The following is a 24,584-nucleotide window of genomic DNA, read 5'->3' as shown; positions in this document are numbered from 1 at the left end:
CCCTCGTGGTCAGACGTTGAAGTAACTGGCCTCGGGGTGGTGGACGATCAGCGCGGAGGTCGACTGCTCCGGGTGGAGCTGGAACTCCTCCGACAGGTTCACGCCGATCCTGGTGGGGTCGATCAGCCCCATGAGCTGGACCTGGTCCTCCAGGTGCGGGCAGGCGGGATAGCCGAAGGAGTAACGGCAGCCGTTGACGTTGACCTTCAGCATGTCCTCCAGCGACTCGTCGCCGCCGATCCCGAGCTCGGAGCGGACCCGCGCGTGCCAGTACTCGGCCAGCGCCTCGGTGAGCTGCACCGACAGGCCGTGCAACTCCAGGTAGTCGCGGTAGGCGTCCTTGGCGAACAGCTCGGCGGTGGCCTCGGAGATCTTGTTGCCCATCGTGGCGACCTGGAAGGCGACCACGTCGACCTCGCCGGACTCCTTCGGGCGGAAGAAGTCGGACAGGCACAGGTGCCGGTCGCGCCGCTGACGCGGGAAGGTGAACCGGGTCCGCTCGTTGCCCGCGTCGTCCAGGATGATCAGCGAGTCGCCGTCGCTGACGCACGGGAAGTAGCCGTAGGCGACGGCCGCCTCCAGCAGGCCCTCGGTCTGCATCCGCTCCAGCCACATCCGCAGGCGTGGCCGCCCCTCGGTCTCGACCAGCTCCTCGTAGGAGGGCCCGACGCCACCCCGCGCCGCCTTGAGACCCCACTGGCCCATGAAGGTGGCCCGCTCGTCCAGGAACGCGGCGTAGTCGGCGAGCGGAATGCCCTTGACGAGGCGGTCTCCGTGGAAGGGCGCCTTCGGGACCGGATTGTCGACGGCCACGTCGGAGCGGGCCGGCAGGTCCTCGATCGGGGTCCTGGCCAGTTTGGCACCGGTCTTGACGCGCCGCTCGCGCAGCGCGGGCAGGGTCGCGCCCTCCTCGCCGCGCTTGACCGCCATGAAGGCGTCCATCAGGCGCAGCCCCTCGAAGGCGTCGCGGGCGTAGCGGACCTCGCCCCGGAAGATCTCGGCGAGGTCCTGTTCGACGTAGGCACGGGTCAGCGCGGCACCGCCGAGCAGCACGGGGTACTTCTCCGAGATGCCCCGGGAGTTCATCTCCTCCAGGTTCTCCCGCATGACGACCGTGGACTTCACCAGCAGCCCGGACATGCCGATGACGTCGGCCTTCTTCTCCTCGGCCGCCTCCAGGATCGCCGACACCGGCTGCTTGATGCCGAGGTTGACGACCTCGTAGCCGTTGTTGGACAGGATGATGTCCACCAGGTTCTTGCCGATGTCGTGCACGTCGCCCTTGACCGTGGCCAGCACGATGCGCCCCTTGGTCTCCCCGTCGACCCGCTCCATGTGGGGTTCGAGGTAGGCCACGGAGATCTTCATCACCTCGGCCGACTGCAGCACGAACGGCAGCTGCATCTGACCGGAGCCGAACAGCTCGCCGACGGTCTTCATGCCGTCCAGCAGCACGTCGTTGACGATCTCCAGCGCCGGGCGCCGGGCGAGGGCCTCCTCAAGGTCGGCCTCCAGGCCCTTGCGCTCGCCGTCGACGATGCGGCGCTTGAGCCGCTCCCACAGCGGCAGGCCGAGCAGCTCGGCGGCCCTGTCGGCCTTGACCGAGGCGGCGTCCACGCCCTCGAACAGCTCCATGAACCGCTGCAGCGGGTCGTAGCCCTCACGGCGCCGGTCGTAGACCATGTCCAGGGCGACCTGGCGCTGCTCTTCGGGGATGCGCGACATCGGCAGGATCTTGGAGGCGTGCACGATGGCCGAGTCGAGGCCGGCGTTCACGCACTCGTTGAGGAAAACGCTGTTCAAGACGATGCGCGCGGCCGGGTTGAGGCCGAAGGAGATGTTGGACAGGCCGAGGACGGTCTGCACGCCGGGGTAGCGGCGCTTCATCTCCTTGATCGCCTCGATGGTCTCCAGGCCGTCGCGGCGCGTCTCCTCCTGACCGGTGGCGATGGGGAAGGTGAGGGTGTCGACCATGATGTCCTCGACCCTCATCCCCCAGTCGCGCTTGAGGTCCTCGATGGTCCGGACGGCGATCCTGACCTTGTCCTCGGCGGTGCGGGCCTGTCCCTGCTCGTCGATGGCCATGACGGTCACGGCCGCGCCGTGCTCGCGGACCAGCTTCATGATCTTGTAGAACCGCGACTCGGGGCCGGCGCCGTCCTCGTAGTTGACCGAGTTGACGACCGCGCGCCCGCCGAGCATCTCCAGGCCGGCCTCCAGCACGGCGGGCTCGGTGGAGTCGAGCACGATCGGCAGCGTGGAGGCGGTGGCGAAGCGGAAGGCCAGCTCCCTCATGTCGTCGGCGCCGTCGCGGCCGACGTAGTCGACGCACAGGTCCAGCATGTGCGCGCCCTCGCGGGCCTGCGTCCGGGCGATCTCCACGCACTCCTCCCAGTTCGCGGAGAGCATCGCCTCGCGGAACGCCTTGGAGCCGTTGGCGTTGGTGCGCTCACCGATGGCCAGGTAGGAGGTGTCCTGGCGGAAGGGGACGCTCTGGTAGAGCGAGGCCGCCCCGGCCTCGGGGCGCGGACGGCGCGCCACCACCTCCCTGCCGCGCACCCGCTCGACCACCTGGCGCATGTGCTCCGGCGTGGTGCCGCAGCAGCCGCCGACGAGCGACAGACCGTAGTCGCGGGCGAAGGTCTCGTGGGCGGAGGCCAGCTCCTGCGGGCTGAGCGGGTAGTAGGCGCCGTCGGAGGTGAGCACGGGCAGACCGGCGTTGGGCATGCAGGAAAGACGCACGCGCGCGTGGTGGGCGAGGTAGCGCAGGTGCTCGCTCATCTCGGCGGGGCCGGTGGCGCAGTTGAGCCCGATGACGTCGACGCCGAGCGGCTCGATCGCGGTGAGCGCCGCGCCGATCTCCGAGCCGAGCAGCATCGCGCCGTTGGTCTCGATGGTCACCTGGGCGATGATCGGCACATCCCGGCCGGCGTCGGCGACGGCCCGCCTGGACCCGATCACGGCGGCCTTGACCTGGAGCAGGTCCTGGGCGGTCTCGATGATCAGCGCGTCGGCGCCGCCGGAGATCAGACCGGCCGCGTTGTCGTGGTAGGCGTCGCGCAGCACGGCGTACGGCTTGTGCCCGAGGGTGGGCAGCTTGGTGCCCGGACCGATCGAGCCGAGCACGTAACGGGGCCGGTCGGGGGTCGTCCAGCGGTCGGCGGCCTCCCTGGCGATGCGGGCCCCGGCCTCGGAGTAGGCGAAGACGCGCTCGGGGATGTCGTACTCCCCCAGGGCGGCCAGGTTGGCCCCGAAGGTGTTGGTCTCGACGCAGTCGACGCCGACCTCGAAGTAGGCGTCGTGCACGGCGCGGACGATGTCGGGCCGGGTCACGTTGAGAACCTCGTTGCAGCCCTCGTGACCCTCGAAGTCGTCGAGGGTCACGTCGTGGGCCTGAAGCATCGTCCCCATGGCCCCGTCGGCGACCATCACTCGCTCGGCCAGGACTTCACGGAAAGACGGGGTGCTTGTCATGGGGACAAGAGTACTGGGAAGCTCCACGCCGTTACCGTTCACGGCACCAATTGACCATTTAGTCCAATACTTCGGGCGAAATGCCGCCTGATGCCCTCCGGCGGCGGCCCGGCAGGCACCGGCCTCCCGCCGCCGGGACCGGCCCCCTCGGGCGTGTCACGACAGGCCGGCCGGAACACCCCGCCCGGTCACACCACCTGAGGAAGGTGACGTAAAGCCCCCCCTCACCGCATAGGCTTAGCGGGATAGTACGGCGAGGCATAAAGGAGGCCGCGCGTGATCGAACTCGAAGGTCTACCCGAGCTCGTCGAGCCGGTGCTGATCGCCGCGTTCGAGGGGTGGAACGATGCGGGCGAGGCTTCGAGCGGAGTGATCGCGCACCTCGAAAACGAGTGGAAGGCGACCCCGCTGGTCTCCTTCGACCCCGAGGAGTACTACGACTTCCAGGTGACGCGCCCCGTCGTGGAGATGGGCGAGGGCCTGACCCGGTCCATCACCTGGCCGACCACCAGGCTGTCCGTGGCCCGGCCGCCGGGCGCCGACCGCGATGTGGTGCTGCTGCACGGCATCGAGCCCAACATGCGGTGGCGCGCGTTCTGCGAGGAGATCGTGACGGCCTGCCGCGAGCTCGGGGTGGAGCTGGCGGTGCTGCTCGGCGCGCTGCTCAACGACTCCCCGCACACCCGTCCGGTGCCGATCGTGGGCTCGGCGACCGACGAGGGCCTGGCCCGGGCGATCAACCTGGAGCTGAGCCGTTACGAGGGCCCGACCGGCATCGTCGGCGTGCTCCAGCACGCCCTGGGGAACGCGGGGGTGCACGCGGTCTCGCTCTGGGCGTCGGTGCCGCACTACGTCGCCCAGCCGCCCAACCCCAAGGCCACCATGGCGCTGCTGAGCCGCATGGAGGACCTGCTGGACATCCCGATGCCGCTGGGCGGGCTGGCGGAGGAGTCACGCGCCTGGGAACACGGCGTGGACGAGCTGGCGTCCCAGGACACCGAGGTGGCCGAGTACGTCAAGGAGCTTGAGGAGCGCAAGGACGCCGCCGAGTTGCCGGAGGCGAGCGGCGACGCCATCGCCGCGGAGTTCGAGCGTTATCTCCGCCGCCGCGACCGTGACGGCGACGGCTGAGTACAGCGCGCCGGCCATGACCGAAACACACAGAACATAGTTATAGTTATTTACTCCTTTTTTAACTGGTCTAGAGTGATAATCGGTGCCCATCCGGGTCCGCCTGGACTGCACCGGACCGGTAGTCGGCAGACCGGTCTGCGACGACCGCGCCTCCGGAAGAAACACACCCTCTGTAAAACCGGTGAACGGCCCCGTCACCGCGCCGAACACTGTCCGCGTGACAGCGCACGTTAGGGCGACCATGGCCACTCCACAGCTCGATCCGCACCAGAAAGCACAGGAAACGCGACGCCGCGTTCTTGAGATGGCCGTATTCATGAAACGTGAGGACGGCGAGAACGCCCCCTCGTATCCACGTCTGCCGGGCACCTCCCCCGGGCAGGCGGTCGACATGTTCCTCGCCCTGCTCCAGGACCGCCTGCCCGTCTGGCTCCGCATTCTCGACGATCTGATGTATCTCGTCGGCAAGGGGCGGGTGAACGACAACCTGCTGCCCATCACACGGGCCGGCATCGACTACTACTCCGAGGTCCAGACCGCGGCGCTGCCCGCCTTCACCTCGCCCTCGGTCACCGTCCGCTTCCGCGAGGCGATGCGCGACAGCGACATCGGCTTCATGTCGGAGGTGGTGCCGCTGGCCGAGTACCTGACGGCCGAGCGGCGGGCGGGCCGGATCTCCCCCGAGGTCGACCCGCTCGCCAGCGCCCGGCTGCTGCTGGCCGGGTGTTTCCGGCACGCCTACTACGAGACGTTCATCGGCGCCGACTGCCTGCCCTCGCGGGACGACAGCGCCGAGGAGATCGTCCGGGAGCTGAGGCTGGAACGCGTCCGCGGGGAAGGCGAGGCGCCACTCGCCCCCGGATGATCGCGCCGGCCGCGATTGAGGCGATGCGACAATGGGAACCTTGTTCGTGTCATTTCGTCGCCTCGGGGAGTGCGCGTGGCCGTTCAGCCGATCCGACTGTTCGCCGATCCGGTGCTGAGGACCGTGGCGGAGCCGGTGACCACCTTCGACCGCGAGCTGCGCGGGCTGGTCAAGTCCCTGCAGGCCACCGTGCGGGCTGGCGCCGGCCGCGCGGGGCTGGCCGCCCCGCAGATCGGCGTCCCGCTCCGGGTCGTCGTCTACGAGCTGGACGGCAGGTCCGGCCACCTGGTCAACCCGCGTCTTGAGCTGTCCGAGCGGAAGATCACGGCCGACGAGGCGTGCCTGTCGGCCCCCGGCCTCTGGTGGCCTCTGGAGCGCTCTTACATGACCACCGTCCGGGCCCGCGACATGTTCGGCAAGCCCGTCACCCTCCGGGCGCTGGGCACGTTCGCCCGGGTCCTCCAGCACGAGGCCGATCATCTCGACGGCGTCCTCTTCGTCGACCGGCTCCCGGAGGACGAGAGGGAGCGCTTCCTCGCCGCCATCCCGTGACTTGCTTCTCGGAGTCCACTTCGATAGACTTCCTTGGTTGCAGTCGTAGTTCTCAGTCCAGCCTTATCATCTCAAGTGCTTAATGAGGTCCGCCGACAGCGGGCATTCCAGCTTTCTCCGGATGGTTTCCGCGGGTGCATGGTAGGGTCCGCAACGCAGCCCCGAGCCGCCGACCTGGCGGTTCGGTGAGGCTCCCAATGAGGAGAAGTAGTTTTGTCTGAGGGCACCGTTAAGTGGTTCAATGCCGAAAAGGGCTTCGGATTCATCGCGCCGGACGACGGCACCGCCGATGTCTTCGTGCACTACTCGGCCATCAACTCCGGCGGCTACCGCAGCCTGGAGGAGAACCAGCGTGTCAGCTTCGTCACCACGCAGGGCCAGAAGGGTCCGCAGGCCGACCAGGTTCAGGTTCTCTGATCTGAACTCAGGAAATCAGGTCAGCTGACCTGATCTGCACGCTTCAGTCTGGGCCCGCACCGCTTCGGCGGTGCGGGCCCAGATGCTTTCCCGGCGCTCCCCCTCGGAGACGTCCACCGCCGCCCCCCTCCGGGCCCCTGCCGCCCTCCCCGGGCGGATCAGGAGCCCCTTCGGGCGCGTTCTCAGGGCGCCCGCCGCCGAAACGGCGCTCTCAGACAGAGCTCGACGCCGGGCGGCCCTCTCAGAGCTCGACGCCCAGCAGGGCGTCCGCGACGTCCCCGACGAGTGCGGGCGCCCGCGGGTCGGTGCCGTCCCCGGCCAGCGCCCGCTCGGCCCAGCCGTCGATGACCGCGAGCGCTCCGGGGGCGTCCAGGTCGTCGGCCAGCCGGGCACGGACCTCCTCAAGCACGCTCCCCGCCTCGGGGCCGGTCCGCAGCCCGGCGGCCGAGCGCCAGCGCGCGAGCCGCGCCTCGGCGGAGGCCGACTGGTCGGCGGTCCACTCCCAGTCGGCGCGGTAGTGATGCGCCAGCAGGGCCAGCCGGACGGCCATCGGATCGATCTGCCCGCGGAGCCTGGAGACGAAGACCAGGTTGCCCTTGGACTTGGACATCTTCTCGCCGTCCAGGGCCACCATGCCCGCGTGCACGTAGGCCCTGGCGAAGGGCCACTCGCCGGAGGCGACATGCCCCTCGTGGGCGCCGCACTCGTGGTGCGGGAAGATCAGGTCGGAGCCACCGCCCGCCACGTCGAAACCGCTGCCGAGGTTGGCCAGGGCGATCGCGGTGCACTCGACGTGCCAGCCGGGCCTGCCCCGGCCGAGGCGCGAGGGCCAGGACGGCTCTCCAGGACGTTCGGCGCGCCAGAGCAGCCAGTCGAGCGGGTGCTTCTTGCCGGGCCTGCCGGGGTCGCCGCCCCGCTCGCCGGACAGGGTGAGCATCAGATCCTCGGAGTATCCGGAGACGGCGCCGAACTTGGGCGCCGCGGCGACGTCGAAGTAGACGTCCCCGTCGAGGTCGTAGGTGGCCCCCTTGTCGCGCAGGCGCTCGACGAGCTCGGCGACCTGGTCGACCACCTCGGTCACCGCGACGTACTCACGCGGCGGGAGGATCCGCAGCGCCTCCATGTCGGTCCGGAACAGCTCGATCTCACGCTCGGCCAGCTCGCGCCAGTCGAGCCCGGTCTGCTCGGCCCGCTCCAGGAGCGGATCGTCCACGTCGGTGGCGTTCTGGGTGAAGTGGACCTGGTGACCGGCGTCTCGCCAGACGCGGTTGACCAGGTCGAAGGCGAGATAGGTGTTGGCGTGCCCCAGGTGGGTGGCGTCGTAGGGCGTGATGCCGCAGACGTACATCCGCGCCGTGGGCCCCGGCCGGGTGGGGACGATCTCTCCCGCCGCGGTGTCGAACAGCCGCAGCGGAACACCGGCACCGGGAAGCGGAGGGACCTTCGGCACAGACCACGATCGCATATGTTGAGCCTATCCAGCAGACAGACCACCCCGATCGGACCGGGGCGGTGGGTGGTAAGGGGTACTTTCTCAACCACCGGGACGCGCCCGGTCATTCCGGCGGGACTCGGCGGAAGGGCGCCGGATCACGGGGGTCGCCGGTCGGCCGGGTCCCGCCCGCCCTGAGGCCGCGCCCGCCGATCAGGCCCGGCCGGTGCGGGCCCGGGGGAATCCACGGCCGGTCGGTGAACTCGTCACGCGCACCGACCGGGATCAGTGGGACCTCGGCGTCCGGATCGATGCTGACGACAACCGTGCACATGCCCGGCAGGGTATCGCCCCCGCCTGGAGCGCTCTTAGATCGGGGGCCAGGGAATGGCGGGCCAGTCCCGTGACGGCAGGGGGTGCAGGCCGGTGTCCAGGAGCCTGCGGACCCGGGACCAGGTCGCCTCCACCTCGGCGCGGGTGAGGAGCTCACGGAGGCGGTGGCCCAGGCGCCCCTGGTCGAGGTCGCGCTCCAGGCGGGCGAGGACGTTCACGGCCTCACGGGACAGGGGTTTGCCGCGCCACTGCCACAGGACGGTGCGGAGTTTGTCCTCGGCGGCGAAGGAGACGCCGTGGTCGACGCCGTAGACGTGCCCGTCGACGAGCGGCAGCAGGTGGCCGCCCTTCCTGTCGGCGTTGTTGACGACGGCGTCGAAGACCGTCATCCGCCGCAGGGCGGGCTGGCGGCTGCGGATCAGCACCATCAGGTCGGCCTCGGGGTCGGCGTCGATCCAGAGCTGGCACATCCCGGGGCCGAAGGGGCCGTCACGGTAGACGGTGGGTGGAACGATCCGCCAGCCGGTCACCGCCGAGACCTCGAAGGCGGCCACCTCGCGGGCGGCGAGGGTGCCGTCGGGGAAGTCCCAGAGCGGGCGCTCCCCGCGCACGGGCTTGTACACGCAGGCCGCCGTGAGGTCGCCGAGCCGGACCGAACAGTAGAGCGTCATGTTGGTCGCCTCGACCAGACGGCCGGCGACCTCCAGCCGGCCGTCACGGAGCAGACGCAGAGCGGTCTCGTCGTCCAACTCCGCCGCGGGCACCGCACTCAGCGTGAACTCACTCTCGGCGCTCATTCGCCTCCTTCACCCGGTGAAGCGCTACTACCCCGGTAACCGTTGAGCCGCACACAAATATGTCCCTCCGCGTCGAGCGGCCGACCGCAGAGCGGGCAGGGCGGCCGACCGGCCGCCACAAGCGCCAGGGCACGCTTGGTGAACGCCCTGGCCGCACCGGCGCTGATGTGCACGCGCAGCAGCGAGGAACCGGCGAGCGGGGACGGCTCGAACGCCTCGTCCTCCGCGGCGACCTCCTGAGCCTCGATCACCACCTGCGAGGTGTCGGAGTCCCAGGTCAGGGCCATGGTGCCCACCTTGAAGTCCTCAGTGATCGGCAGGTCGAGCGGACCGTTGTCGGTGAGCGCGGCGGGAGCGGTGGCCGGCACCCCGGCGCTGCCGCCGCTCCGCCTCAGCACCTCGTCGAGCAACTCGTCCAGCCGGTCGGCCAGCGCGGCGACCTGAAACTTCTCCAGCCCGACGGTGGTCAGGCGACCCCGGCCCCGAGCCTGGAGGAAGAACGCCCGTGACCCCGGTTGCCCCACGGCACCGGCCACGAATCTCTCGGGTGGGTCGTAGTCGAAGACCGGCATAGCCCCGACCTTACGTGGTCCCGGCTCCACCGCCGACTGCGGCGTCGCTCCCGGTGAGGTTTTCTCCCCCGTCCCCGGCCTCCGAACCCTCCGGAGGCCGGAGACCGGCAACATCTCCCCCTAAATCGTTCAGCCTGAGCACGAAGGGACGCAAGGGGGTGTAGCGAATCGCGGTGAGCGACGCAGGATCGGCTGTTATGCGCTGAAACTGGTCCAAATGCAAGCCCATCGCGTCGGCCACGATGGCCTTGATCACGTCTCCGTGGCTGCAGACCAGATAGACCGCGTCCGGCCCCAGCCGCCCGTTCCACTCCCTGACGGCGCTCACCGCCCGGTGCTGCACGGCGGATAGGGATTCTCCACCGGGAAACGTCACGGCGCTCGGATGGCTCTGCACCACCTTCCAGAGCGGATCCCCGGCGAGCTCGCCGATCGGGCGCCCCGTCCAGTCGCCGTACCGGCACTCCCCGAACCGGTCGTCGGTCAGCACCCGCGCCCGCCGCCCCCCGGCGACGGCCTGTGCGGTCTCCTGGCAGCGCTCCAGCGGGCTGGAGACGATCGCGTCCAGCTCCAGCGGTGCCAGCCGTACGGCCAGCGCCTCCGCCTGGGCCCGCCCGGCCTCGCTGAGGTGAACGCCGGGGGTCCAGCCGGCCAGAACCGGGCCGGTGAGGTGGGTCAGGCCGTGTCTGGCCAGCAGCAAGGTCGTCACACGGGCAAGTCTTGCAGCCCTCACTCCACTACTTTTAACTGGCCGGGCGGTACCCTGGCCGGATCATGGAGCAGCGCTATGTGGGCCGGAGCGGCCTGTCGGTGTCCCGCCTCGGGCTGGGAACGATGACATGGGGACGTGACACCGGCGCGGAGGAGGCCGCGGCGCAGCTCCGGGCGTTCGCCGAGGCCGGTGGCACCCTCATCGACACCGCCGACGTCTACACGGGCGGCGAGGCCGAGCGGCTGCTCGGACGGCTGATCCGCGACACGGTGCCACGCTCGGAACTGGTGCTGTCCACCAAGGCCGTGCTCACCCCCGCCGGCCGCCGGCCGCGCAACGCCTCCAGGAAGCACCTGATCGCCGCCATCGACGCCTCGCTGACCCGGCTCGGGGTCAACGAGGTGGACCTGTGGCAGCTACACGCCTTCGATCCGGACGTGCCCCTGGAGGAGACCCTGGCCACGGTGGACGCCGTCGTCTCCTCCGGCCGGGCCGCCTACGCCGGGGTGTGCGACTACACCGGCTGGCAGCTCGCCGCGGCGGCCGTCGGCCAGCGGACGGTTCCCGGCCGGGTGCCGATCGTGGCCGCCCAGGTCGAGTACTCGCTGCTGGCCCGGGAGGCCGAACGCGAGCTGATCGCGGCGGCCGAGTACATCGGCGCCGGGGTGCTGGCCTGGTCACCGCTCGGCAGGGGGGTGCTCACCGGAAAGTACCGGACCGGGATCCCCGCCGACTCCCGGGCCGCGACCCCGCACTTCGCCGACTTCGTCACCCCCTATCTGGACGAGAGGTGCCGCCGGGTCGTGGAGTCGGTGACGACCGCGGCCGAGGGGCTCGGCGTCTCACCGCTCTCGGTCGCCCTGTCCTGGGTCCGCGATCAGCCGGGGGTGACCTCCGCCATCGTCGGTGCCCGCACCCACGCGCAGCTGGCCGGGGTCCTTCAGGCCGAGGACCTGACTCTGCCGATGGAGATCAGAGAGGCGCTGGACGACGTCTCGGCCGACTGAGGCCGGACCCGTCGGCACCAGAACAAGAATCTATCTCGCGTATCACTACTCGATACCGAATCGCAACTTTACCTGGAAAACCGCGACCTCCCCACAAAACTGTCAATGGTGACGGGAGGGGCACCTGGGTGTCGGCGAGGTTCCGTCGTCAATGTGCAAGGGGGACAATTGCGAACTGCGATCTCTGCCGGCGCGCTGGTGCTGACGCTGGGGGGCGTGCTCCTCACCATCGTGGCCGGGCCCGCGAGCGCCGCCACCCTGATGGACGAGTGCGGTGGGGGTGGCCTGCTGGGAGGGGTGACCGGCGGACTCTGCAGGGCCGTGGGCACCGTCAACAACGTGGTGAACGGGCTCACCGGAGGCGGCCCGCCTCCGCCAGCCGGCACCGGATCCACCACGGAAACAGCCGGGACCGACCTGGACGGCACCCTGCCGACCACGGCCCCGACGCCGGATGCCAAGACCCCCGCCCTGGAGGTCAAGGACGGCGATCTGACACCCAAAAGCCTCGACGAGGTCTGCTCGCCGATGGTGGACTCCCCCACGTGCCCGGGGGAGTCGGCGACCTCCGCCCCCGGGGAGACGGACGTCCCCGGAAAGGCGGCCGTACCCGAGGAGACCGCGCGGCCGTCGGCGTCACCGCGCCCCAGCCCCTCACGGAGGGCCAGGCAGCGGCCCCACCGCGACGGCGGGCCGGTGCCGCCGCAGGAGCACCCGCGCCCGCCGCGGCCCCTTCCCCACACGGACACCGCGGACGAGGACGGGCCGGCGGTCTCCGACGGGCCGCCGGTGATCGACGCCGAGGCGCCCCGGCTGGAGTTGCTCTGGCCGGCGGGCCCGGTCGTGCAGAGGTTGCGGGGAGCCGTCACGCCCACCCGGTCACCCGACCCCCTGGGCACCGCGCTGACCGCGGGGCTGCTGGTCGCGGCGATCCTCGCCGTCCGCCTGCTGTACACCAGGCGGGCCGGCGAGAAGTCGATACCGCTTGAGCCACTCCGGGCGAGACGGCACCGGACGGCCTGAGCCGTCCCGGGCGCGGGCCGCTCAGCCGCCGATCGCGTGCACGCCGCCGTCGACGTGCACGATCTCACCGGTGGTGGCCGGGAACCAGTCCGACATCAGCGCCAGGCACGCCTTGGCCGCCGGCACGGTGTCACCCAGGTCCCAGCCGAGCGGCGCCTTCTCCGGCCAGCTGTCCTCGAACTCCTTGAAGCCCGGGATGCTCTTGGCGGCCATGGTGCGCAGCGGCCCGGCCGCCACCAGGTTGACCCGGATCCCGTGCTTGCCGAGGTCGCGGGCCAGGTAGCGGGAGCAGGACTCCAGACCGGCCTTGGCCACGCCCATCCAGTCGTACACCGGCCACGCCCTGCTGGCGTCGAAGTCGAGCCCGACGACCGCGCCGCCCTCCTTCATCAGCGGCAGGCAGGCGACGGCCAGCGACTTGAACGAGTAGGTCGAGACGTGCAGCGCGGTCGCCACGTCCTCCCACGAGGTGTTCAGGAAGTTTCCGCCGAGACAGCTCTGCGGGGCGAAGCCGATGGAGTGCACCACGCCGTCGAGCCCGTCCAGGTGCTCGCCGACCCGGTCGGCCAGCGAGTCGAGGTGCTCGGTGCTCTGCACGTCCAGCTCGATCACCGGCGGCGGCTCGGGCAGCCGCCTGGCGATGCGCTCGACCAGGCTGAGCCGGCCGAACCCGGTCAGCACCACCCGCGCGCCCTCCTCCTGCGCCAGCTTGGCGACGGAGAACGCGATGGAGGCGTCGGTCAGCACACCGGTGACCAGGATGCGCTTGCCTTCGAGGATTCCCATGCTCAGTGCCCCATTCCCAAGCCGCCGTCGACCGGGATCACGGCCCCGGTGATGTAGGCGGCGTCCTCGCCGGCCAGGAATCTGACCACGCGTGCGATCTCCTCGGCGGACGCGTAGCGGCCCAGCGGGATGCTCTTGCGGATCTGCTCCTGACGCGCGGCGTCGAGCTCGGCCGTCATGTCGGTCTCCACGAAACCCGGCGAGACCACGTTGACCGTGATGCCCCGCGAGCCCAGCTCCCGGGCCACGGACCGGGCGAAGCCGATCATCCCGGCCTTGGAGGCGGCGTAGTTGCTCTGCCCGGCCGAGCCGAGCATGGCCACCACCGAGGAGATCAGCACGATCCGGCCGCGCTTGAGCCGGAGCATGCCACGCGTGGCGCGCTTGGCCACCCGGTAGGCGCCGGTCAGGTTGGCGTCGATGACGTCGGTGAAGGTCTCCTCCTTCATCATCGGCAGCAGCGTGTCCCTGGTGATGCCCGCGTTGGCGACGAGCACCTCGACCGGGCCGTGCTCGGCCTCGACCTTCTCGAACGCCGCATCGACATCGGCCGTGCTGGTCACATCGCATCGCACGCCGAACAGGCCCTCCGGGGGCTGTCCTGAGCGGTAGGTCACGGCGACGGCGTCACCGGTCCTGGCGAGTTCACGGGCGATCGCGAGGCCGATGCCGCGATTGCCGCCGGTTACGAGAACAGATCGAGCCATGTCTCCGACGCTATCGGCTACCCGGGGGTAAACCACTTGTCCGTGAGGAACAAGATCACAGGGTTAGGATCGTTGACATGCGCCAGATCGATCCCGATTTCCTCGCCCTGCCCATGCGGCGGCTGGCGGACGCAGCCCTGCAACGCGCACGTGACCTCGGCGCCGAGCACGCGGATTTCCGGCTGGAACGGATCCGCGCGGAGACCCTGCGCCTGTCCGACGCCCGGCTCGAAGGCTCCAGCGACGCCGACGACCTCGGCTACGCCGTACGGGTCGTCAAGAACGGCACCTGGGGCTTCGCCGCCGGCATCGAGCTCACTCCCGAGGCTGCCGTGCGGGTCGCCGAACAGGCCGTGGAGGTGGCCGTCGTCTCGGCCGCCGTCAACCGCGAGCCCGTCGAGCTGGCCCCCGAGCCGGTCCACTCCGACGTCACCTGGGTCTCCGCGTACGACCTCGACCCGTTCGAGGTGCCGATGCGCGACAAGGTCACCCTGCTCGCCGACTGGTCGGGCGGCCTGCTCGGCGACCCTCGCGTGGACCACGTCCAGGCGGCGCTGATGCAGGTCAAGGAGCAGAAGTTCTACGCCGACACGGCCGGCACCTCCACCACCCAGCAGCGGGTACGGCTGCACCCCCAGCTGGAGGCGATGCGGGTCGAGGACGGCCGCTTCGAGTCCATGCGCACGCTCGCCCCGCCGGTCGGCCGGGGGTATGAGTATCTCACCGGCACCGCCTGGGACTTCCCCGGCGAGCTGGCCCGCATCCCCGAGCACCTGGCCGAGAAACTCAAGGCCCCCTCCGTCGAGGCCGGGCTGTACGACCTGGTCGTCGACCCGTCGAACCTGTGGCTGACGATCCACGAGTCGATCGGGCACGCCACCGAACTGGACCGGGCCCTCGGTTACGAGGCGGCCTACGCCGGGACCAGCTTCGCCACCTTCGACCAGCTCGGCACCCTGGTGTACGGCTCGCCGATGATGAACGTCGTCGGCGACCGCACGGTGGAGCACGGGCTGTCGACGATCGGCTACGACGACGAGGGGGTGGCGACCAGGCGGTTCGACATCGTCTCCGGCGGCGTCCTCACCGGTTACCAGCTCGACCGGCGGATGGCTCGGCTGAAGGGCCTGGGCGCCTCCAACGGCTGCGCCTTCGCCGACTCCCCCGGTCACACGCCGATTCAGCGCATGGCCAACGTCTCGCTGCTGCCCGCCCCCGGTGGGCCGTCCACCGAGGAGCTCATCTCCGGGGTGGAGCGCGGCATCTACGTCGTGGGCGACAAGAGCTGGTCGATCGACATGCAGCGCTACAACTTCCAGTTCACCGGGCAGCGGTTCTACCGGATCGAGAACGGCAGGCTCGCCGGTCAGCTCCGTGACGTCGCCTACCAGGCCACGACCACCGACTTCTGGCGGTCGATGACCGCCGTCGGCGGGCCGCAGACCTACGTGCTGGGCGGCGCGTTCAACTGCGGCAAGGGCCAGCCCGGCCAGGTCGCCCCGGTCAGTCACGGCTGCCCGTCGGCCCTCTTCCACGACGTACGCATCCTCAACACCCTGCAGGAGAGTGGCAAGTGAGCGGGCGAGCCGAAGGGCACGGGGCAGGTGGCATGAGCCCCCAGGAGATGATCGAGAAGGCTCTGGACCTCTCCACGGCCGACGACACCATCGTGATCGTGGATGAGGGCTCCAGCGCCAACCTGCGGTTCGCGGGCAACACGCTCACCACCAACGGCGTGGCCCGCTCCTCGCAGCTCACCGTGATCTCGATCGCGGGCCGAGGGGTGGGTGTGGTGTCGCGGGCGGCGGTCCGCCCCGAGCAGCTCGCCGACGTCGTCGCGGCGGCCGACCACGCGGCGGAGGACGCCCAGCCGTCCGAGGACGCCCGGCCGCTGATCGAGGGCACCCGCTGCGCCGACTGGGATCTGCCCGCCGTCCCCACCTCCGTCGGCGTGTTCGGCGCGTTCGCCCCGGCGCTCGGCGAGGCGTTCGCCGCGGCCGAGGCGGGGGGCCGCAAACTGTACGGCTTCGCCGAGCACATCGTCACCACCACCTTCGTGGGCACCTCGACGGGGACCCGGCTCCGTCACACCCAGCCCACCGGCCGGCTGGAGCTCAACGCCAAGTCGCCCGACATGAAGCGCTCGGCGTGGACGGGGGTGGCCACCCGCGACTTCTCCGACGTGGACGTGGCCGCGCTGGACGCCTCGCTGGCGCGGCGCCTGGAGTGGGCGAAGAACCGGATCGACCTGCCGGCGGGGCGCTACGAGACGTTGCTGCCGCCGACCGCGGTGGCCGACCTGATGATCTACCTGTACTGGACGGCCGGGGCCAGGGACGCGATGGAGGGCCGCACCGTCTTCTCCAGGCCGGGTGGTGGCACCCGCGTCGGGGAGACGCTGTCCTCCCTCCCGATCCGCCTGCACAGCGACCCGGTCGCGCCGGGCGTCGAGTGCGCGCCGTTCGTGGTGGCGCACGCCTCCAGCCGGCAGAGTTCGGTGTTCGACAACGGCCTGCCGCTGGCGCCCACGGACTGGATCGCCGACGGCACGCTGGCCGGCCTGCTGCAGACCAGGTACTCCGCCGAGCTGACCGAACTGCCGGCGACCCCGGCGATCGACAACCTGATCATGACGGGTCCCGAGGGCGGCCGGTCGCTGGAGGAGATGATCGCCTCCACCGAGCGCGGCCTGCTGCTCACCTGCCTGTGGTACATCCGCGAGGTGGACCCGCAGAGTCTGCTGCTCACCGGGCTGACCCGGGACGGCGTGTACCTGGTGGAGAACGGGGAGGTCGTGGGCGAGGTGAACAACTTCCGCTTCAACGAGAGCCCGGTGGACCTGCTCCGCCGCCTCACCGAGATCGGGGCCACCGAGCAGACCCTGCCGCGTGAGTGGAACGACTACTTCACCCGCACCGTCATGCCCCCGATCCGGGTGCCCGACTTCAACATGTCGACGGTCAGCCAGGCCAACTAGTCCCGCGCTCCGCGGGCGGCCCCGATCGCCTCCGAGACGATCGGGGCCGCCCGGGCGCGTGGGCGCCCGCCAGGAACACGGGGCGGGCACCCCAGCGGGGGTCAGGTGTCCTCAAGACGGAAGCCCACCTTCATGCCGACCTGGAAGTGGCCGACCTCACCGTCGACGATATGCCCTCTGACCTCGGTGATCTCGAACCAGTCGAGATGGCGCAGGGTCTGCGCGGCCCGCCGGACACCGTTGCGGACGGCCGCCTCGACACTCTCCTCTGACGTGCCCACGATCTCGGTCACCCGGTACGTACGATCCGTCATCGCATCCTCCTTGCCGAAGGCCATGGTCGCATGCACTTTCACACCCGCCGGAGACCAGGTCTAGGTTGGAGGGGTGAAGAGATGGCCCAGGCGGCAGGTGGTGCATCAGGTGACCGATGCCCAGCCGTCGCTGAGCGAGGACATCGGCAAGCGCGAGAAGAGCTATTTCATCAAGATGGGAATCCGGCTGATATGCCTGGTTCTGGCCTTCACCGTGCCCGCCCCGCTGCCCGTACGGCTGCTGCTTTTCGCGGGAGCCATCTTTTTGCCATACGTTGCCGTGATCGGGGCCAACGCCCCTCAGCGCGAGGCTCCGCGTGCCTTCGACGTTACGGATGACAGTCAGAACGAGATACCACGCCACCGACGCGAGATCGGGTCGTGACTAACTCTTGACGCATCGCAGGGGTTGGAGGTGTACGCTTTAACCAAGTGCCCTGGTCCCCCGTCGGGGCACTGGTGCCGGCGTTCCGGGCCCCCGTCGGAACGCCGATGAAGCGACGCCGGGTGGTTTGCCCCCGTAACCACCCGGCGTCGCCCTTTTCCCAGGTTTTTACTCTTCGCCCTCTTCGCGGACCGCCGTCGCCCAGTCGCGCGCCAGCGCGGTCAGCCGTTCCACCGCGTCCTGCGGCGCCGATCCCGCCCCCTGGGCCAGCCCCAGGAGATACGCGGTCAGCGGCGCGGCCGGGCGGGTCACCCCGTGGGCGACCTCCTTGGTCAGGTCAAGCAGCTCGTCCCTGTCGATCCTCGCGGGGTCGACCCCCAGCTCCCGGCAGACCAGCTCGGTCCATTCGGCCAGCACGTTCAACTGTCACTCCTCGTCTCTCGCTCCTCGTCCGTGGTCACCCTCCGCCTCCGGGTCACCCCTCACCTCCGGATCATCCTCCGCCCCCGGCGCCCACGTCTCCGCCGCCTCCCCCGGCACCGGCCCCCGGCTCACCGCCCCGGGCACGCCGCAGATCATCGGTTGTGTCGCAGTCGAACCAGGGCCTGCCGGGAAGACGGAGTCCGGCGGGGGTCAGCGGGGCGAGCAGTCCGTGCAGCGACCGCCCCTCGTAGCCGGTCAGGGCGCGGGCCAGCTCCGCCGTACGCCAGACACCGGCGAGCCACTGCTCCCGGCCGTCGTCGTCGACGAGCACCGCTCCGGCCCCCGGCGCCTCCGCCGCGGCCACCAGCAGGGCCGACACGTGCCCGGCCGTCAGGAACGGCAGGTCCGCGGCGAGCAGCGCCACCCACGGCGCGGTCACCTCGGCCATCCCGGCCCGCAGCGCCGGAACGGGGCCACCGCCGGGCGGATCCTCCCGCCGGAAGATCGCCCGGGGCAGGCCGGGGCGGCGCGCTCCGACGACGACCAGCCTCTCCGCCTCCGGTACGGCCGCCGCCACCGACTCGATCAGCGGACGCCCGCCGACGCGGAGGCCGGGCTTGTCCCGCCCGCCGAGCCGTCTCGCGAGACCGCCCGCCAGGACGCACGCGTCGTGCCGCACGGTCATCCGCCGATGGCCGACATCGGGCGGGCCGGTTGCAGGAAGGACGGATCGTCGATGCCGTGCCCGGCCTTCTTGGTCCGCACCGCGGCCAGCCAGCGCCCGGCGAGCTCGTCGTCGTCCGCGCCGGAGCGCATCGCGGCCCGCAGGTCGGACTCCTCGGTGGCGAACAGGCAGTTGCGGATCTGGCCGTCGGCGGTGAGCCGTACCCGATCACAGGTGCCGCAGAACGGGCGGGTCACCGAACCGATCACCCCGACCCTGGCCGGTCCGCCGCCGATCAGGAACAGCTCCGCCGGGGCGCTGCCACGCTCCACGGGGTCGTCGTCCGTCAGGTCGAAGGAGTCCCGCAACCTCGCGAGGATCTCGTCGGCCGTGACCATGTTCTCCCGGCGCCAGCCGTGCTGGGCGTCGAGCGGCATCTGCTCGATGAACCGGAGCTCATACCCCCGCTCCAGGCAGTAGTGGAGCAGGGGGACGGCCTCGTGGTCGTTGATCCCGCGCATCAGGACCGCGTTGACCTTGACGGGGCGCAGCCCCGCCGCGGCGGCCGAGGCCAGGCCGTCGAGCACGTCGGTCAGCCGGTCGCGGTGGGCGAGCCTGGTGAACGTCTCCCGGTCGAGGGTGTCAAGGGAGACGTTGACCCGGTCCAGGCCCGCCTCGGCGAGCGGCGCGGCCAGCCGGGCGAGCCCGATGCCGTTGGTGGTCAGCGAGACCTGGGGGCCGGGACCGAGCGCGGCGGTGCGGGCCACGACGTCCACCAGCTCCCGGCGGAGCAGCGGCTCGCCACCGGTGTAGCGGACCTCGGTGATGCCCAGCCGTTCGACTCCGAGGGTGACCAGCCGGACGATCTCGTCGGCGGTCAGCAGTTCGGGCTTGGGCAGCCAGTCGAGGCCCTCGGGCGGCATGCAGTAGGAGCACCGCAGGTTGCAGCGGTCCGTGAGGGACACCCGCAGATCAGTCGCCACCCGGCCGAACGAGTCCTGCAACACGGGGCGTCACCTCCTCCCATACATCCCGATCCGGCTACATGTCCCGATTCGGGCAAAAGGCCAGCCTAGAGGCCACACCCACCTAGCCGACAAATCGGACTCCCTCTGGGCGACAACATCATCGCCGGGCGGTTGATTCCCCGAAGGCGTCACCCACCCCACCAGGCACGGGCGTCCCCGCCCGCGGGCACGGGGGCCCACCGTCCGGGCCAACCGTGCCACGCCCCCTTCCCGGGGCCCCTGTTTCACCGGCCACTCCACCGCCCCGATGAACGCATCCGCAATTAACCAGCAGCCATTCAGGCGATTCATGGATATATGTCTATTTATCGCGTAACACTTTGGTGTCAAGCGTCCACCGTGTCACGGAAAGCGCAGATGACACGCTCATAATCCGTAGCGACAACCTCCGCAGCGCGAAGGGAGCCGGACCGACGTGAGCTTGGTACCGGGCAGACTCATACGCGAGCTGATCCTCGCGGCCCCCATCCTCATGGCCGTTTCCTCCACGCCCGCCCACACCACCGACCTCCCGTCCGGCCCGCTCAGCGAGGTGCCGTCGGCCGCGTACGGCGGCCACACCCGGAGCCCCCAGCACCGGCCCGCCCTCGCCGGAAGCACCGGAGACACCGAAGAGACGGCACCGCGAATGAGCGCCGGAGAAACGTCTCCGAATTATCCCGGCAGATTCCCAGGGCCACTCAACACCCTTTCCCGGGAAAGGAAATCCACAAATATCATTTCAAGAAACCCGGAATCCACACCTCCCTCGGTGTTTTCCGCCGGGGCGGGAAGTGCGGGCGACGCGACGGCGACCTCCGGGACACGCCGAGACGCCCCGAGCCGGGTCCTCGATGTTCCCGCGCGGGACCCCGGAACCGGCGAGGACGCGGTCCAGACCGTCCCCTTCCTCGTCGGCTCGGGCCTGATCCTCCTCGTGGTCGCCGTACTGTTCCGCCGCACCCTTGTCGCCGACCGGCGCCTGGAGAGGGCCAGAAGGTCCCGCCCGCAGCAGCCGGCGGGACACCCCGTGGAACCCCCCGGCGAGCCCGCGCCCGACCCGGCCCCCACCCCCGAAAACCATCCCCCCGACAGACCCGTCCCGCCTCGGGAATCGTCCCCCGGGCACCCCGGACCCGACTGAGCGGACGGCTCCGCGAGGGCGGGGACGCCGGCCGACCACATCGAGCCGGCCTCGCGGGCCCCGAGCAGGACACTCCGTCCGCGAGGGCGAACGGACCGCGCGCCGTACCCGACCGGACTCCGCCGCCGTCAAATGGCCGGGGCCGTTCGAATGAATCCGGTCCGGTCGGCAATCGGCCGGCCAATAATCAGTGGGATCTCATCGTGAACATCGGCAGACTGATCTCACCCGATGAGGAGATTTATCATGCCGAACCAGCCAGCGCCGAATCTGCTGTCATGGGCGAGTGACATCGATCGGGGTGCGATCGAGCAGGCCGCCCGTGCGGCCCGCCTGCCGTTCGTGGCGGGCCATGTCGCCCTCATGCCGGACGCGCACGTCGGCATCGGCGCCACGGTCGGATCGGTGATTCCCACCGAAGGGGCGATCATTCCGGCCGCGGTGGGTGTCGACATCGGCTGCGGCATGGTCGCGACCCGGACGACACTCACCGCCGCCGACCTCCCCGACACCCTCGACGCCCTGATGCCACTGGTGGAGAAGCGGATTCCCGCGGGTGTCGGCAAGGGCCACGACGACCGGGCCGTGGACCGCGCGCTGAGCGACCTCGGCCTGCCGCACACCGACCTGACCTCCAAGCAGGAGAAGACGGTGTCGCTCCAGTTCGGGACGCTCGGGTCCGGCAACCACTTCGTCGAGGTCTGCCTCGACGAGGACGACCGGGTCTGGACGGTGCTGCACTCGGGGTCTCGCGGCATCGGCAACCAGCTGGCGACCAGGCACATCGCCGAGGCCAAGAGGCTGATGAGGCGCCACTTCATCGGGCTGGAGGACCCGGACCTGGCCTATCTGGCGCAGGGCATCCCGGAGTTCACCGCCTACATCGAGGACATGCTCTGGTCACAGCGCTACGCCATGGCCTCGCGGGCCCGGATGGACAGGGTGCTGACCGACGCCCTGTTCCGCGTCGTCGGCCAAGGCTCCCGGGTCCGCACCATCAACTGCCACCACAACTTCACGCAGCAGGAGAAGCACCGCGGCAGGAATCTGTGGATCACCCGTAAGGGGGCCATCAAGGCCGACACCGGCGACGAGGGTGTGATCCCGGGTTCGATGGGCACCCGCTCGTACATCGTGCGCGGTCTCGGCAACGCGTCGTCGTACCACTCCTGCTCCCACGGGGCGGGCCGCAGGATGTCGCGGAGCAGGGCGAAGCAGGAGCTGTCCGTCGAGTCCCTGGCCGAGGCGATGCGCGGCCGTACCTGGAACGCGGACCGGGCCGCCGCCCTGGTGGACGAGCACCCCGAGGCGTACAAGGACGTGGACCAGGTGATGGAGGACCAGAAGGATCTGGTCGAGATCCGGCACACCCTCCACCAGGTCTTCAACTACAAGGGCTGATCGCCGTACGCCCGGTGCCCTGCCGTCACCGGTTCGCCGGATCGGCGTGAAACTCGGCGCGGAAACCCGGAAAGGACCATAAGAAGAGCACGGAACCGCGGAAGGGGCGGTGCGGGCGGTGGCGGCCGCTCAGGGGGCGGTGATCGCGGTGGCCCGGGTGAGCAGGAGGGCGACGTCGGCCGCCGCCACGGCGACGGCCGCCGCGAAGGGGATCCGGGGTGACCGTCCTCCGAGCAGGGGCCCCGCGGCGGCGAACGTCCCGGCCACGGTGAGCGCCGCCCAGCCCGCCGTGCCGGGTGGTCCCGGCGGGCCGAAGACGAGCAGCCCGGTCGCCAGGAGCAGCGGCAGCGGGATCAGCGCCCGGACCCGGGCGGCGCCGAGCCGCTGGGGCCAGCCCCGGACCCCGGCGGCGAGGTCGGCGGGGATGTCGGGGAGCACGTTGGCCAGGTGCGCCCCGCAGCCGAGCAGCGCCGCGGCGAGGACCGCCCACCAGGCGGCCCACGGACTGCCCGGCAGGCCCAGGGTCACGAACGGCGGCAGCACGCCGAACCCCACCGCGTAGGGCAGCCACGACAGGGCGGTGGCCTTCAGTCCCAGGTCGTAGGCCCAGGCGGCGGCGACACCGGTGAGGTGGACGGCCCCGGCCGCCGGCCCGGAGGCCAGGGAGAGCGGCACGCAGAGCGCCAGGGCCGCGACGGCCGCGGTCCACACCGCCCGCACGTTCACCGTGCCGGCTGCGACCGGCTTGCCGGTACGGCCGGCGGCGGCGTCCCGTCCGGCGTCCACCGCGTCGTTGCACCAGCCGATCGAGAGCTGACCGGCGAGCACGGCCGCGGCCACCAGGACGCATCCGGCCGTGTCACGGCCGCTCGCCACGGCCAGCGCGGTCACCAGGGTGGTGACCGCCGCGGTCGGCCCGGGGTGGCAGGCCCGTGCCAGCGCCGCCGCGGCCGGGAGTCCGGCACCCCGGCTTCGGCCGCGCGTCCCTTCCCGACCCGCCTGCCCGCTCGTCACAAAATCACCCATTTGATCATAAAACTACCCGTTTGGTAATGGATCCGCCCGTCTGTCCATCCGCCGTGGAACCGCTCACCCCACCATCCGACCATAGGGCCACCCGACCGGCCGCCCGTCGTGGAAGCGATGGTGGGCGTGGTGGCGCTGTGACGCCGCCGGCCTGCTGAGGCATGCCGTACGCGCAGATGGGCACAAGGCAGGTGTCCGTACCGTCCGCTGCTCGGGGGGTAATTCACCACATGACGCGAATCGCTGCTGTCCGCGGTGCGCTCCCGCCCAACCGCTACCCCCAGAGCGAGATCACCGACGCGTTCGCGCGGCTGTGCCTGCCCGAGGGGGCCGACCGGCGGTTGCTCGACCGGTTGCACGCCGGAGCGCGGGTGCGCTTCCGCCATCTGGCGCTTCCGCTCGACCAGTACGCCAAGCTGGACGGTTTCGGGACGGCCAACGCCGCCTTCGTCGAGTCCGCCGTCGAGCTGGGCGCCGAGGCGGTGGGCGGCGCGCTGGAGGCCGCCGGGCTCACCCCCCGGGACGTGGACATGATCCTGTTCACCTCCGTGACGGGCGTGGCCGCGCCGTCGGTGGACGCCAGGCTGGCCGGTCGGCTCGGGCTCCGCCCCGATGTGAAGCGGGTGCCGGTGTTCGGGCTCGGCTGCGTGGCGGGGGCGGCCGGGATCGCCCGTCTCCACGACTACCTGCGCGGCTGGCCGGACCACGTGGCCGTGCTGCTCTCCGTCGAGCTGTGTTCGCTGACCCTGCAGCGCGGTGACGCCTCCACCGCGAACCTGGTCGCCGGGGCGCTGTTCGGCGACGGCGCCGCGGCGGTCGTGGCCTGCGGCGACGGACGGGAGCCGGGGAACGGGGCCGCCCACCCCGCCTCGCCGGACACCCGTGAGGGGCGAGAGGGAACCGTGGACGCCCCGGCGCCGGACGGTCACGGCGGGCGGGGAGAGGCCGCGGACGCCGCCGTGCCGTACGGCCGCGGCGGGGGCCCGAGATCCCCGGGACCGGTCGTGGTGGCCACCCGGAGCCGCCTGTATCCCGGCTCCGAGCACGTGATGGGCTGGGACGTGGGCGACACCGGCTTCCGGGTGGTGCTCGACGCGAGCGTCCCGGACGTGGTGCGGACCCATCTGGCCGACGACGTGCACGGTTTCCTCTCCGGCCACGGGCTGCGGGCGGAGGACGTGACGGCCTGGGTGTGCCATCCCGGGGGCCCGAAGGTGCTGGAGGCCGTCGCCGAGACGCTCCGGCTGCCGGAGGGCGCGCTGGATCTGACCTGGTGCTCGCTGGCCGAGGTGGGCAACCTGTCCTCCTCCTCCGTGCTGCACGTCCTGCGGGACACCCTCGCCCTCCGGCCACCGCCGCCGGGCACGCCGGGGCTGCTGATCGCGATGGGCCCCGGTTTCTGTTCCGAGCTCGTTCTGCTGCGCTGGTAGGG

General features: G+C 70.8%; 23 protein-coding genes. 11 read left to right on the top strand and 12 right to left on the bottom strand.

Annotation, left to right across the window (positions count from 1 at the left end; all coding sequences use genetic code 11):
* Nucleotides 1-9 precede the first annotated feature (9 nt).
* On the bottom strand, nucleotides 10-3,474 hold the full coding sequence (gene metH, locus ACWEF2_RS16850; RefSeq protein WP_453816118.1) for a methionine synthase: 3,465 nt from the start codon (nucleotides 3,472-3,474) through the stop codon (nucleotides 10-12).
* 276 nt (nucleotides 3,475-3,750) lie between these two features.
* Here metH and ACWEF2_RS16845 point away from each other — a divergent pair, with 276 nt between their 5' ends.
* The 4 genes from ACWEF2_RS16845 to ACWEF2_RS16830 all read left to right on the top strand — a co-directional run bounded on the left by ACWEF2_RS16845 (nucleotide 3,751) and on the right by ACWEF2_RS16830 (nucleotide 6,442).
* The gene (locus tag ACWEF2_RS16845; protein WP_453816116.1) at nucleotides 3,751-4,605 is read left to right on the top strand and encodes a PAC2 family protein; all 855 of its coding nucleotides are present in this window, start codon (nucleotides 3,751-3,753) and stop codon (nucleotides 4,603-4,605) included.
* A 319-nt stretch (nucleotides 4,606-4,924) separates the two neighbouring features.
* The gene (locus ACWEF2_RS16840) at nucleotides 4,925-5,473 is read left to right on the top strand and encodes a hypothetical protein (RefSeq protein ID WP_453816114.1); all 549 of its coding nucleotides are present in this window, start codon (nucleotides 4,925-4,927) and stop codon (nucleotides 5,471-5,473) included.
* Between the two features lie 75 nt (nucleotides 5,474-5,548).
* Entirely contained in the window at nucleotides 5,549-6,025 is a 477-nt protein-coding gene (gene def / locus ACWEF2_RS16835; RefSeq protein ID WP_453816112.1) for a peptide deformylase, read from the top strand.
* A 213-nt stretch (nucleotides 6,026-6,238) separates the two neighbouring features.
* Nucleotides 6,239-6,442 carry a cold-shock protein gene (locus ACWEF2_RS16830; protein ID WP_355599145.1) on the top strand — a complete coding sequence of 68 codons (204 nt, stop codon included), beginning with the start codon at nucleotides 6,239-6,241 and terminating at the stop codon, nucleotides 6,440-6,442.
* 241 nt (nucleotides 6,443-6,683) lie between these two features.
* Here the strand turns inward: ACWEF2_RS16830 and mshC are convergent, their stop codons facing one another.
* The 4 genes from mshC to ACWEF2_RS16810 all read right to left on the bottom strand — a co-directional run bounded on the left by mshC (nucleotide 6,684) and on the right by ACWEF2_RS16810 (nucleotide 10,285).
* Nucleotides 6,684-7,907, bottom strand: a complete 1,224-nt coding sequence (gene mshC / locus ACWEF2_RS16825; RefSeq protein ID WP_453816110.1) for a cysteine--1-D-myo-inosityl 2-amino-2-deoxy-alpha-D-glucopyranoside ligase — start codon at nucleotides 7,905-7,907, stop codon at nucleotides 6,684-6,686.
* Nucleotides 7,908-8,242: 335 nt separating this feature from the next.
* On the bottom strand, nucleotides 8,243-9,004 hold the full coding sequence (locus ACWEF2_RS16820; RefSeq protein ID WP_453816108.1) for an SCO1664 family protein: 762 nt from the start codon (nucleotides 9,002-9,004) through the stop codon (nucleotides 8,243-8,245).
* Nucleotides 9,001-9,576, bottom strand: a complete 576-nt coding sequence (locus ACWEF2_RS16815; RefSeq protein WP_453816106.1) for a DUF3090 domain-containing protein — start codon at nucleotides 9,574-9,576, stop codon at nucleotides 9,001-9,003. The genes ACWEF2_RS16820 and ACWEF2_RS16815 overlap by 4 nt, the downstream gene beginning before the upstream one ends.
* 10 nt (nucleotides 9,577-9,586) lie before the next feature.
* Nucleotides 9,587-10,285: a histidine phosphatase family protein gene (locus tag ACWEF2_RS16810; protein WP_453816104.1), complete on the bottom strand. Its 699-nt coding sequence runs from the start codon at nucleotides 10,283-10,285 to the stop codon at nucleotides 9,587-9,589.
* 65 nt (nucleotides 10,286-10,350) lie between these two features.
* Here ACWEF2_RS16810 and ACWEF2_RS16805 point away from each other — a divergent pair, with 65 nt between their 5' ends.
* On the top strand, nucleotides 10,351-11,295 hold the full coding sequence (locus ACWEF2_RS16805; RefSeq protein ID WP_453816102.1) for an aldo/keto reductase: 945 nt from the start codon (nucleotides 10,351-10,353) through the stop codon (nucleotides 11,293-11,295).
* 168 nt (nucleotides 11,296-11,463) lie between these two features.
* Nucleotides 11,464-12,318, top strand: coding sequence for a hypothetical protein (locus tag ACWEF2_RS16800; protein WP_453816100.1), 855 nt, complete (start codon nucleotides 11,464-11,466; stop codon nucleotides 12,316-12,318).
* Nucleotides 12,319-12,339: 21 nt separating this feature from the next.
* Here ACWEF2_RS16800 and fabI read toward each other — a convergent pair whose 3' ends face one another.
* Together fabI and fabG are read right to left on the bottom strand one after the other, a co-directional pair.
* Nucleotides 12,340-13,104: an enoyl-ACP reductase FabI gene (gene fabI, locus ACWEF2_RS16795; RefSeq protein ID WP_453816098.1), complete on the bottom strand. Its 765-nt coding sequence runs from the start codon at nucleotides 13,102-13,104 to the stop codon at nucleotides 12,340-12,342.
* Nucleotides 13,105-13,106: 2 nt separating this feature from the next.
* A complete protein-coding gene (gene fabG / locus ACWEF2_RS16790) occupies nucleotides 13,107-13,811 on the bottom strand; it encodes a 3-oxoacyl-ACP reductase FabG (RefSeq protein WP_453816096.1) in 705 nt (234 codons plus the stop codon).
* Between the two features lie 77 nt (nucleotides 13,812-13,888).
* Between fabG and ACWEF2_RS16785 the strand changes: the two genes are divergently transcribed.
* Nucleotides 13,889-15,388: a TldD/PmbA family protein gene (locus tag ACWEF2_RS16785; RefSeq protein ID WP_453816094.1), complete on the top strand. Its 1,500-nt coding sequence runs from the start codon at nucleotides 13,889-13,891 to the stop codon at nucleotides 15,386-15,388.
* 32 nt (nucleotides 15,389-15,420) lie between these two features.
* Nucleotides 15,421-16,788, top strand: a complete 1,368-nt coding sequence (locus ACWEF2_RS16780; protein WP_453816092.1) for a metallopeptidase TldD-related protein — start codon at nucleotides 15,421-15,423, stop codon at nucleotides 16,786-16,788.
* Nucleotides 16,789-16,889: 101 nt separating this feature from the next.
* On the opposite strand, the gene ACWEF2_RS16775 is transcribed toward ACWEF2_RS16780, so the two are convergent.
* Nucleotides 16,890-17,102 (bottom strand): dodecin, encoded by a 213-nt coding sequence (locus tag ACWEF2_RS16775; protein ID WP_355599133.1) that lies wholly within the window; start codon nucleotides 17,100-17,102, stop codon nucleotides 16,890-16,892.
* Nucleotides 17,103-17,211: 109 nt separating this feature from the next.
* On the opposite strand from ACWEF2_RS16775, the gene ACWEF2_RS16770 reads away from it, so the two are divergent.
* Nucleotides 17,212-17,487 carry a DUF3099 domain-containing protein gene (locus ACWEF2_RS16770; protein ID WP_453816090.1) on the top strand — a complete coding sequence of 92 codons (276 nt, stop codon included), beginning with the start codon at nucleotides 17,212-17,214 and terminating at the stop codon, nucleotides 17,485-17,487.
* 168 nt (nucleotides 17,488-17,655) lie between these two features.
* On the opposite strand, the gene ACWEF2_RS16765 is transcribed toward ACWEF2_RS16770, so the two are convergent.
* From ACWEF2_RS16765 to moaA, 3 genes are all read right to left on the bottom strand, one after another.
* Nucleotides 17,656-17,904 (bottom strand): DUF6457 domain-containing protein, encoded by a 249-nt coding sequence (locus tag ACWEF2_RS16765; RefSeq protein ID WP_453816156.1) that lies wholly within the window; start codon nucleotides 17,902-17,904, stop codon nucleotides 17,656-17,658.
* A gap of 76 nt (nucleotides 17,905-17,980) precedes the next feature.
* Nucleotides 17,981-18,595, bottom strand: a complete 615-nt coding sequence (mobA, locus tag ACWEF2_RS16760; protein WP_453816088.1) for a molybdenum cofactor guanylyltransferase — start codon at nucleotides 18,593-18,595, stop codon at nucleotides 17,981-17,983.
* On the bottom strand, nucleotides 18,592-19,581 hold the full coding sequence (gene moaA / locus ACWEF2_RS16755) for a GTP 3',8-cyclase MoaA (RefSeq protein WP_453816086.1): 990 nt from the start codon (nucleotides 19,579-19,581) through the stop codon (nucleotides 18,592-18,594). The genes mobA and moaA overlap by 4 nt, the downstream gene beginning before the upstream one ends.
* Nucleotides 19,582-20,971: 1,390 nt before the next feature.
* Between moaA and ACWEF2_RS16750 the strand changes: the two genes are divergently transcribed.
* On the top strand, nucleotides 20,972-22,126 hold the full coding sequence (locus ACWEF2_RS16750) for an RtcB family protein (protein ID WP_453816084.1): 1,155 nt from the start codon (nucleotides 20,972-20,974) through the stop codon (nucleotides 22,124-22,126).
* A gap of 129 nt (nucleotides 22,127-22,255) precedes the next feature.
* Here the strand turns inward: ACWEF2_RS16750 and ACWEF2_RS16745 are convergent, their stop codons facing one another.
* Nucleotides 22,256-23,140, bottom strand: coding sequence for a UbiA family prenyltransferase (locus ACWEF2_RS16745; protein WP_453816082.1), 885 nt, complete (start codon nucleotides 23,138-23,140; stop codon nucleotides 22,256-22,258).
* Between the two features lie 242 nt (nucleotides 23,141-23,382).
* Between ACWEF2_RS16745 and ACWEF2_RS16740 the strand changes: the two genes are divergently transcribed.
* Nucleotides 23,383-24,582 carry a type III polyketide synthase gene (locus tag ACWEF2_RS16740; RefSeq protein WP_453816080.1) on the top strand — a complete coding sequence of 400 codons (1,200 nt, stop codon included), beginning with the start codon at nucleotides 23,383-23,385 and terminating at the stop codon, nucleotides 24,580-24,582.
* Nucleotides 24,583-24,584: the final 2 nt, after the last annotated feature.

It is taken from the genome of Streptosporangium sp. NPDC004631, assembly GCF_053601935.1.
Note: the sequence above shows the minus strand (reverse complement) of the source record. Positions and strands in the feature narration are given on the sequence as shown.

Bases quoted from the DNA above. Each gene is read 5' to 3' on its own strand.
- ACWEF2_RS16840 (WP_453816114.1), top strand. From the start codon at position 4,925: ATGAAACGTGAGGACGGCGAGAACGCCCCCTCGTATCCACGTCTGCCG.
- metH (WP_453816118.1), bottom strand. From the start codon at position 3,474: ATGACAAGCACCCCGTCTTTCCGTGAAGTCCTGGCCGAGCGAGTGATG.
- ACWEF2_RS16805 (WP_453816102.1), top strand. From the start codon at position 10,351: ATGGAGCAGCGCTATGTGGGCCGGAGCGGCCTGTCGGTGTCCCGCCTC.
- ACWEF2_RS16775 (WP_355599133.1), bottom strand. From the start codon at position 17,102: ATGACGGATCGTACGTACCGGGTGACCGAGATCGTGGGCACGTCAGAG.
- ACWEF2_RS16785 (WP_453816094.1), top strand. From the start codon at position 13,889: ATGCGCCAGATCGATCCCGATTTCCTCGCCCTGCCCATGCGGCGGCTG.
- ACWEF2_RS16750 (WP_453816084.1), top strand. From the start codon at position 20,972: ATGCCGAACCAGCCAGCGCCGAATCTGCTGTCATGGGCGAGTGACATC.
- ACWEF2_RS16820 (WP_453816108.1), bottom strand. From the start codon at position 9,004: ATGAGCGCCGAGAGTGAGTTCACGCTGAGTGCGGTGCCCGCGGCGGAG.
- ACWEF2_RS16740 (WP_453816080.1), top strand. From the start codon at position 23,383: ATGACGCGAATCGCTGCTGTCCGCGGTGCGCTCCCGCCCAACCGCTAC.
- fabG (WP_453816096.1), bottom strand. From the start codon at position 13,811: ATGGCTCGATCTGTTCTCGTAACCGGCGGCAATCGCGGCATCGGCCTC.
- fabI (WP_453816098.1), bottom strand. From the start codon at position 13,104: ATGGGAATCCTCGAAGGCAAGCGCATCCTGGTCACCGGTGTGCTGACC.
- mobA (WP_453816088.1), bottom strand. From the start codon at position 18,595: ATGACCGTGCGGCACGACGCGTGCGTCCTGGCGGGCGGTCTCGCGAGA.
- ACWEF2_RS16780 (WP_453816092.1), top strand. From the start codon at position 15,421: ATGAGCCCCCAGGAGATGATCGAGAAGGCTCTGGACCTCTCCACGGCC.
- ACWEF2_RS16815 (WP_453816106.1), bottom strand. From the start codon at position 9,576: ATGCCGGTCTTCGACTACGACCCACCCGAGAGATTCGTGGCCGGTGCC.
- mshC (WP_453816110.1), bottom strand. From the start codon at position 7,907: ATGCGATCGTGGTCTGTGCCGAAGGTCCCTCCGCTTCCCGGTGCCGGT.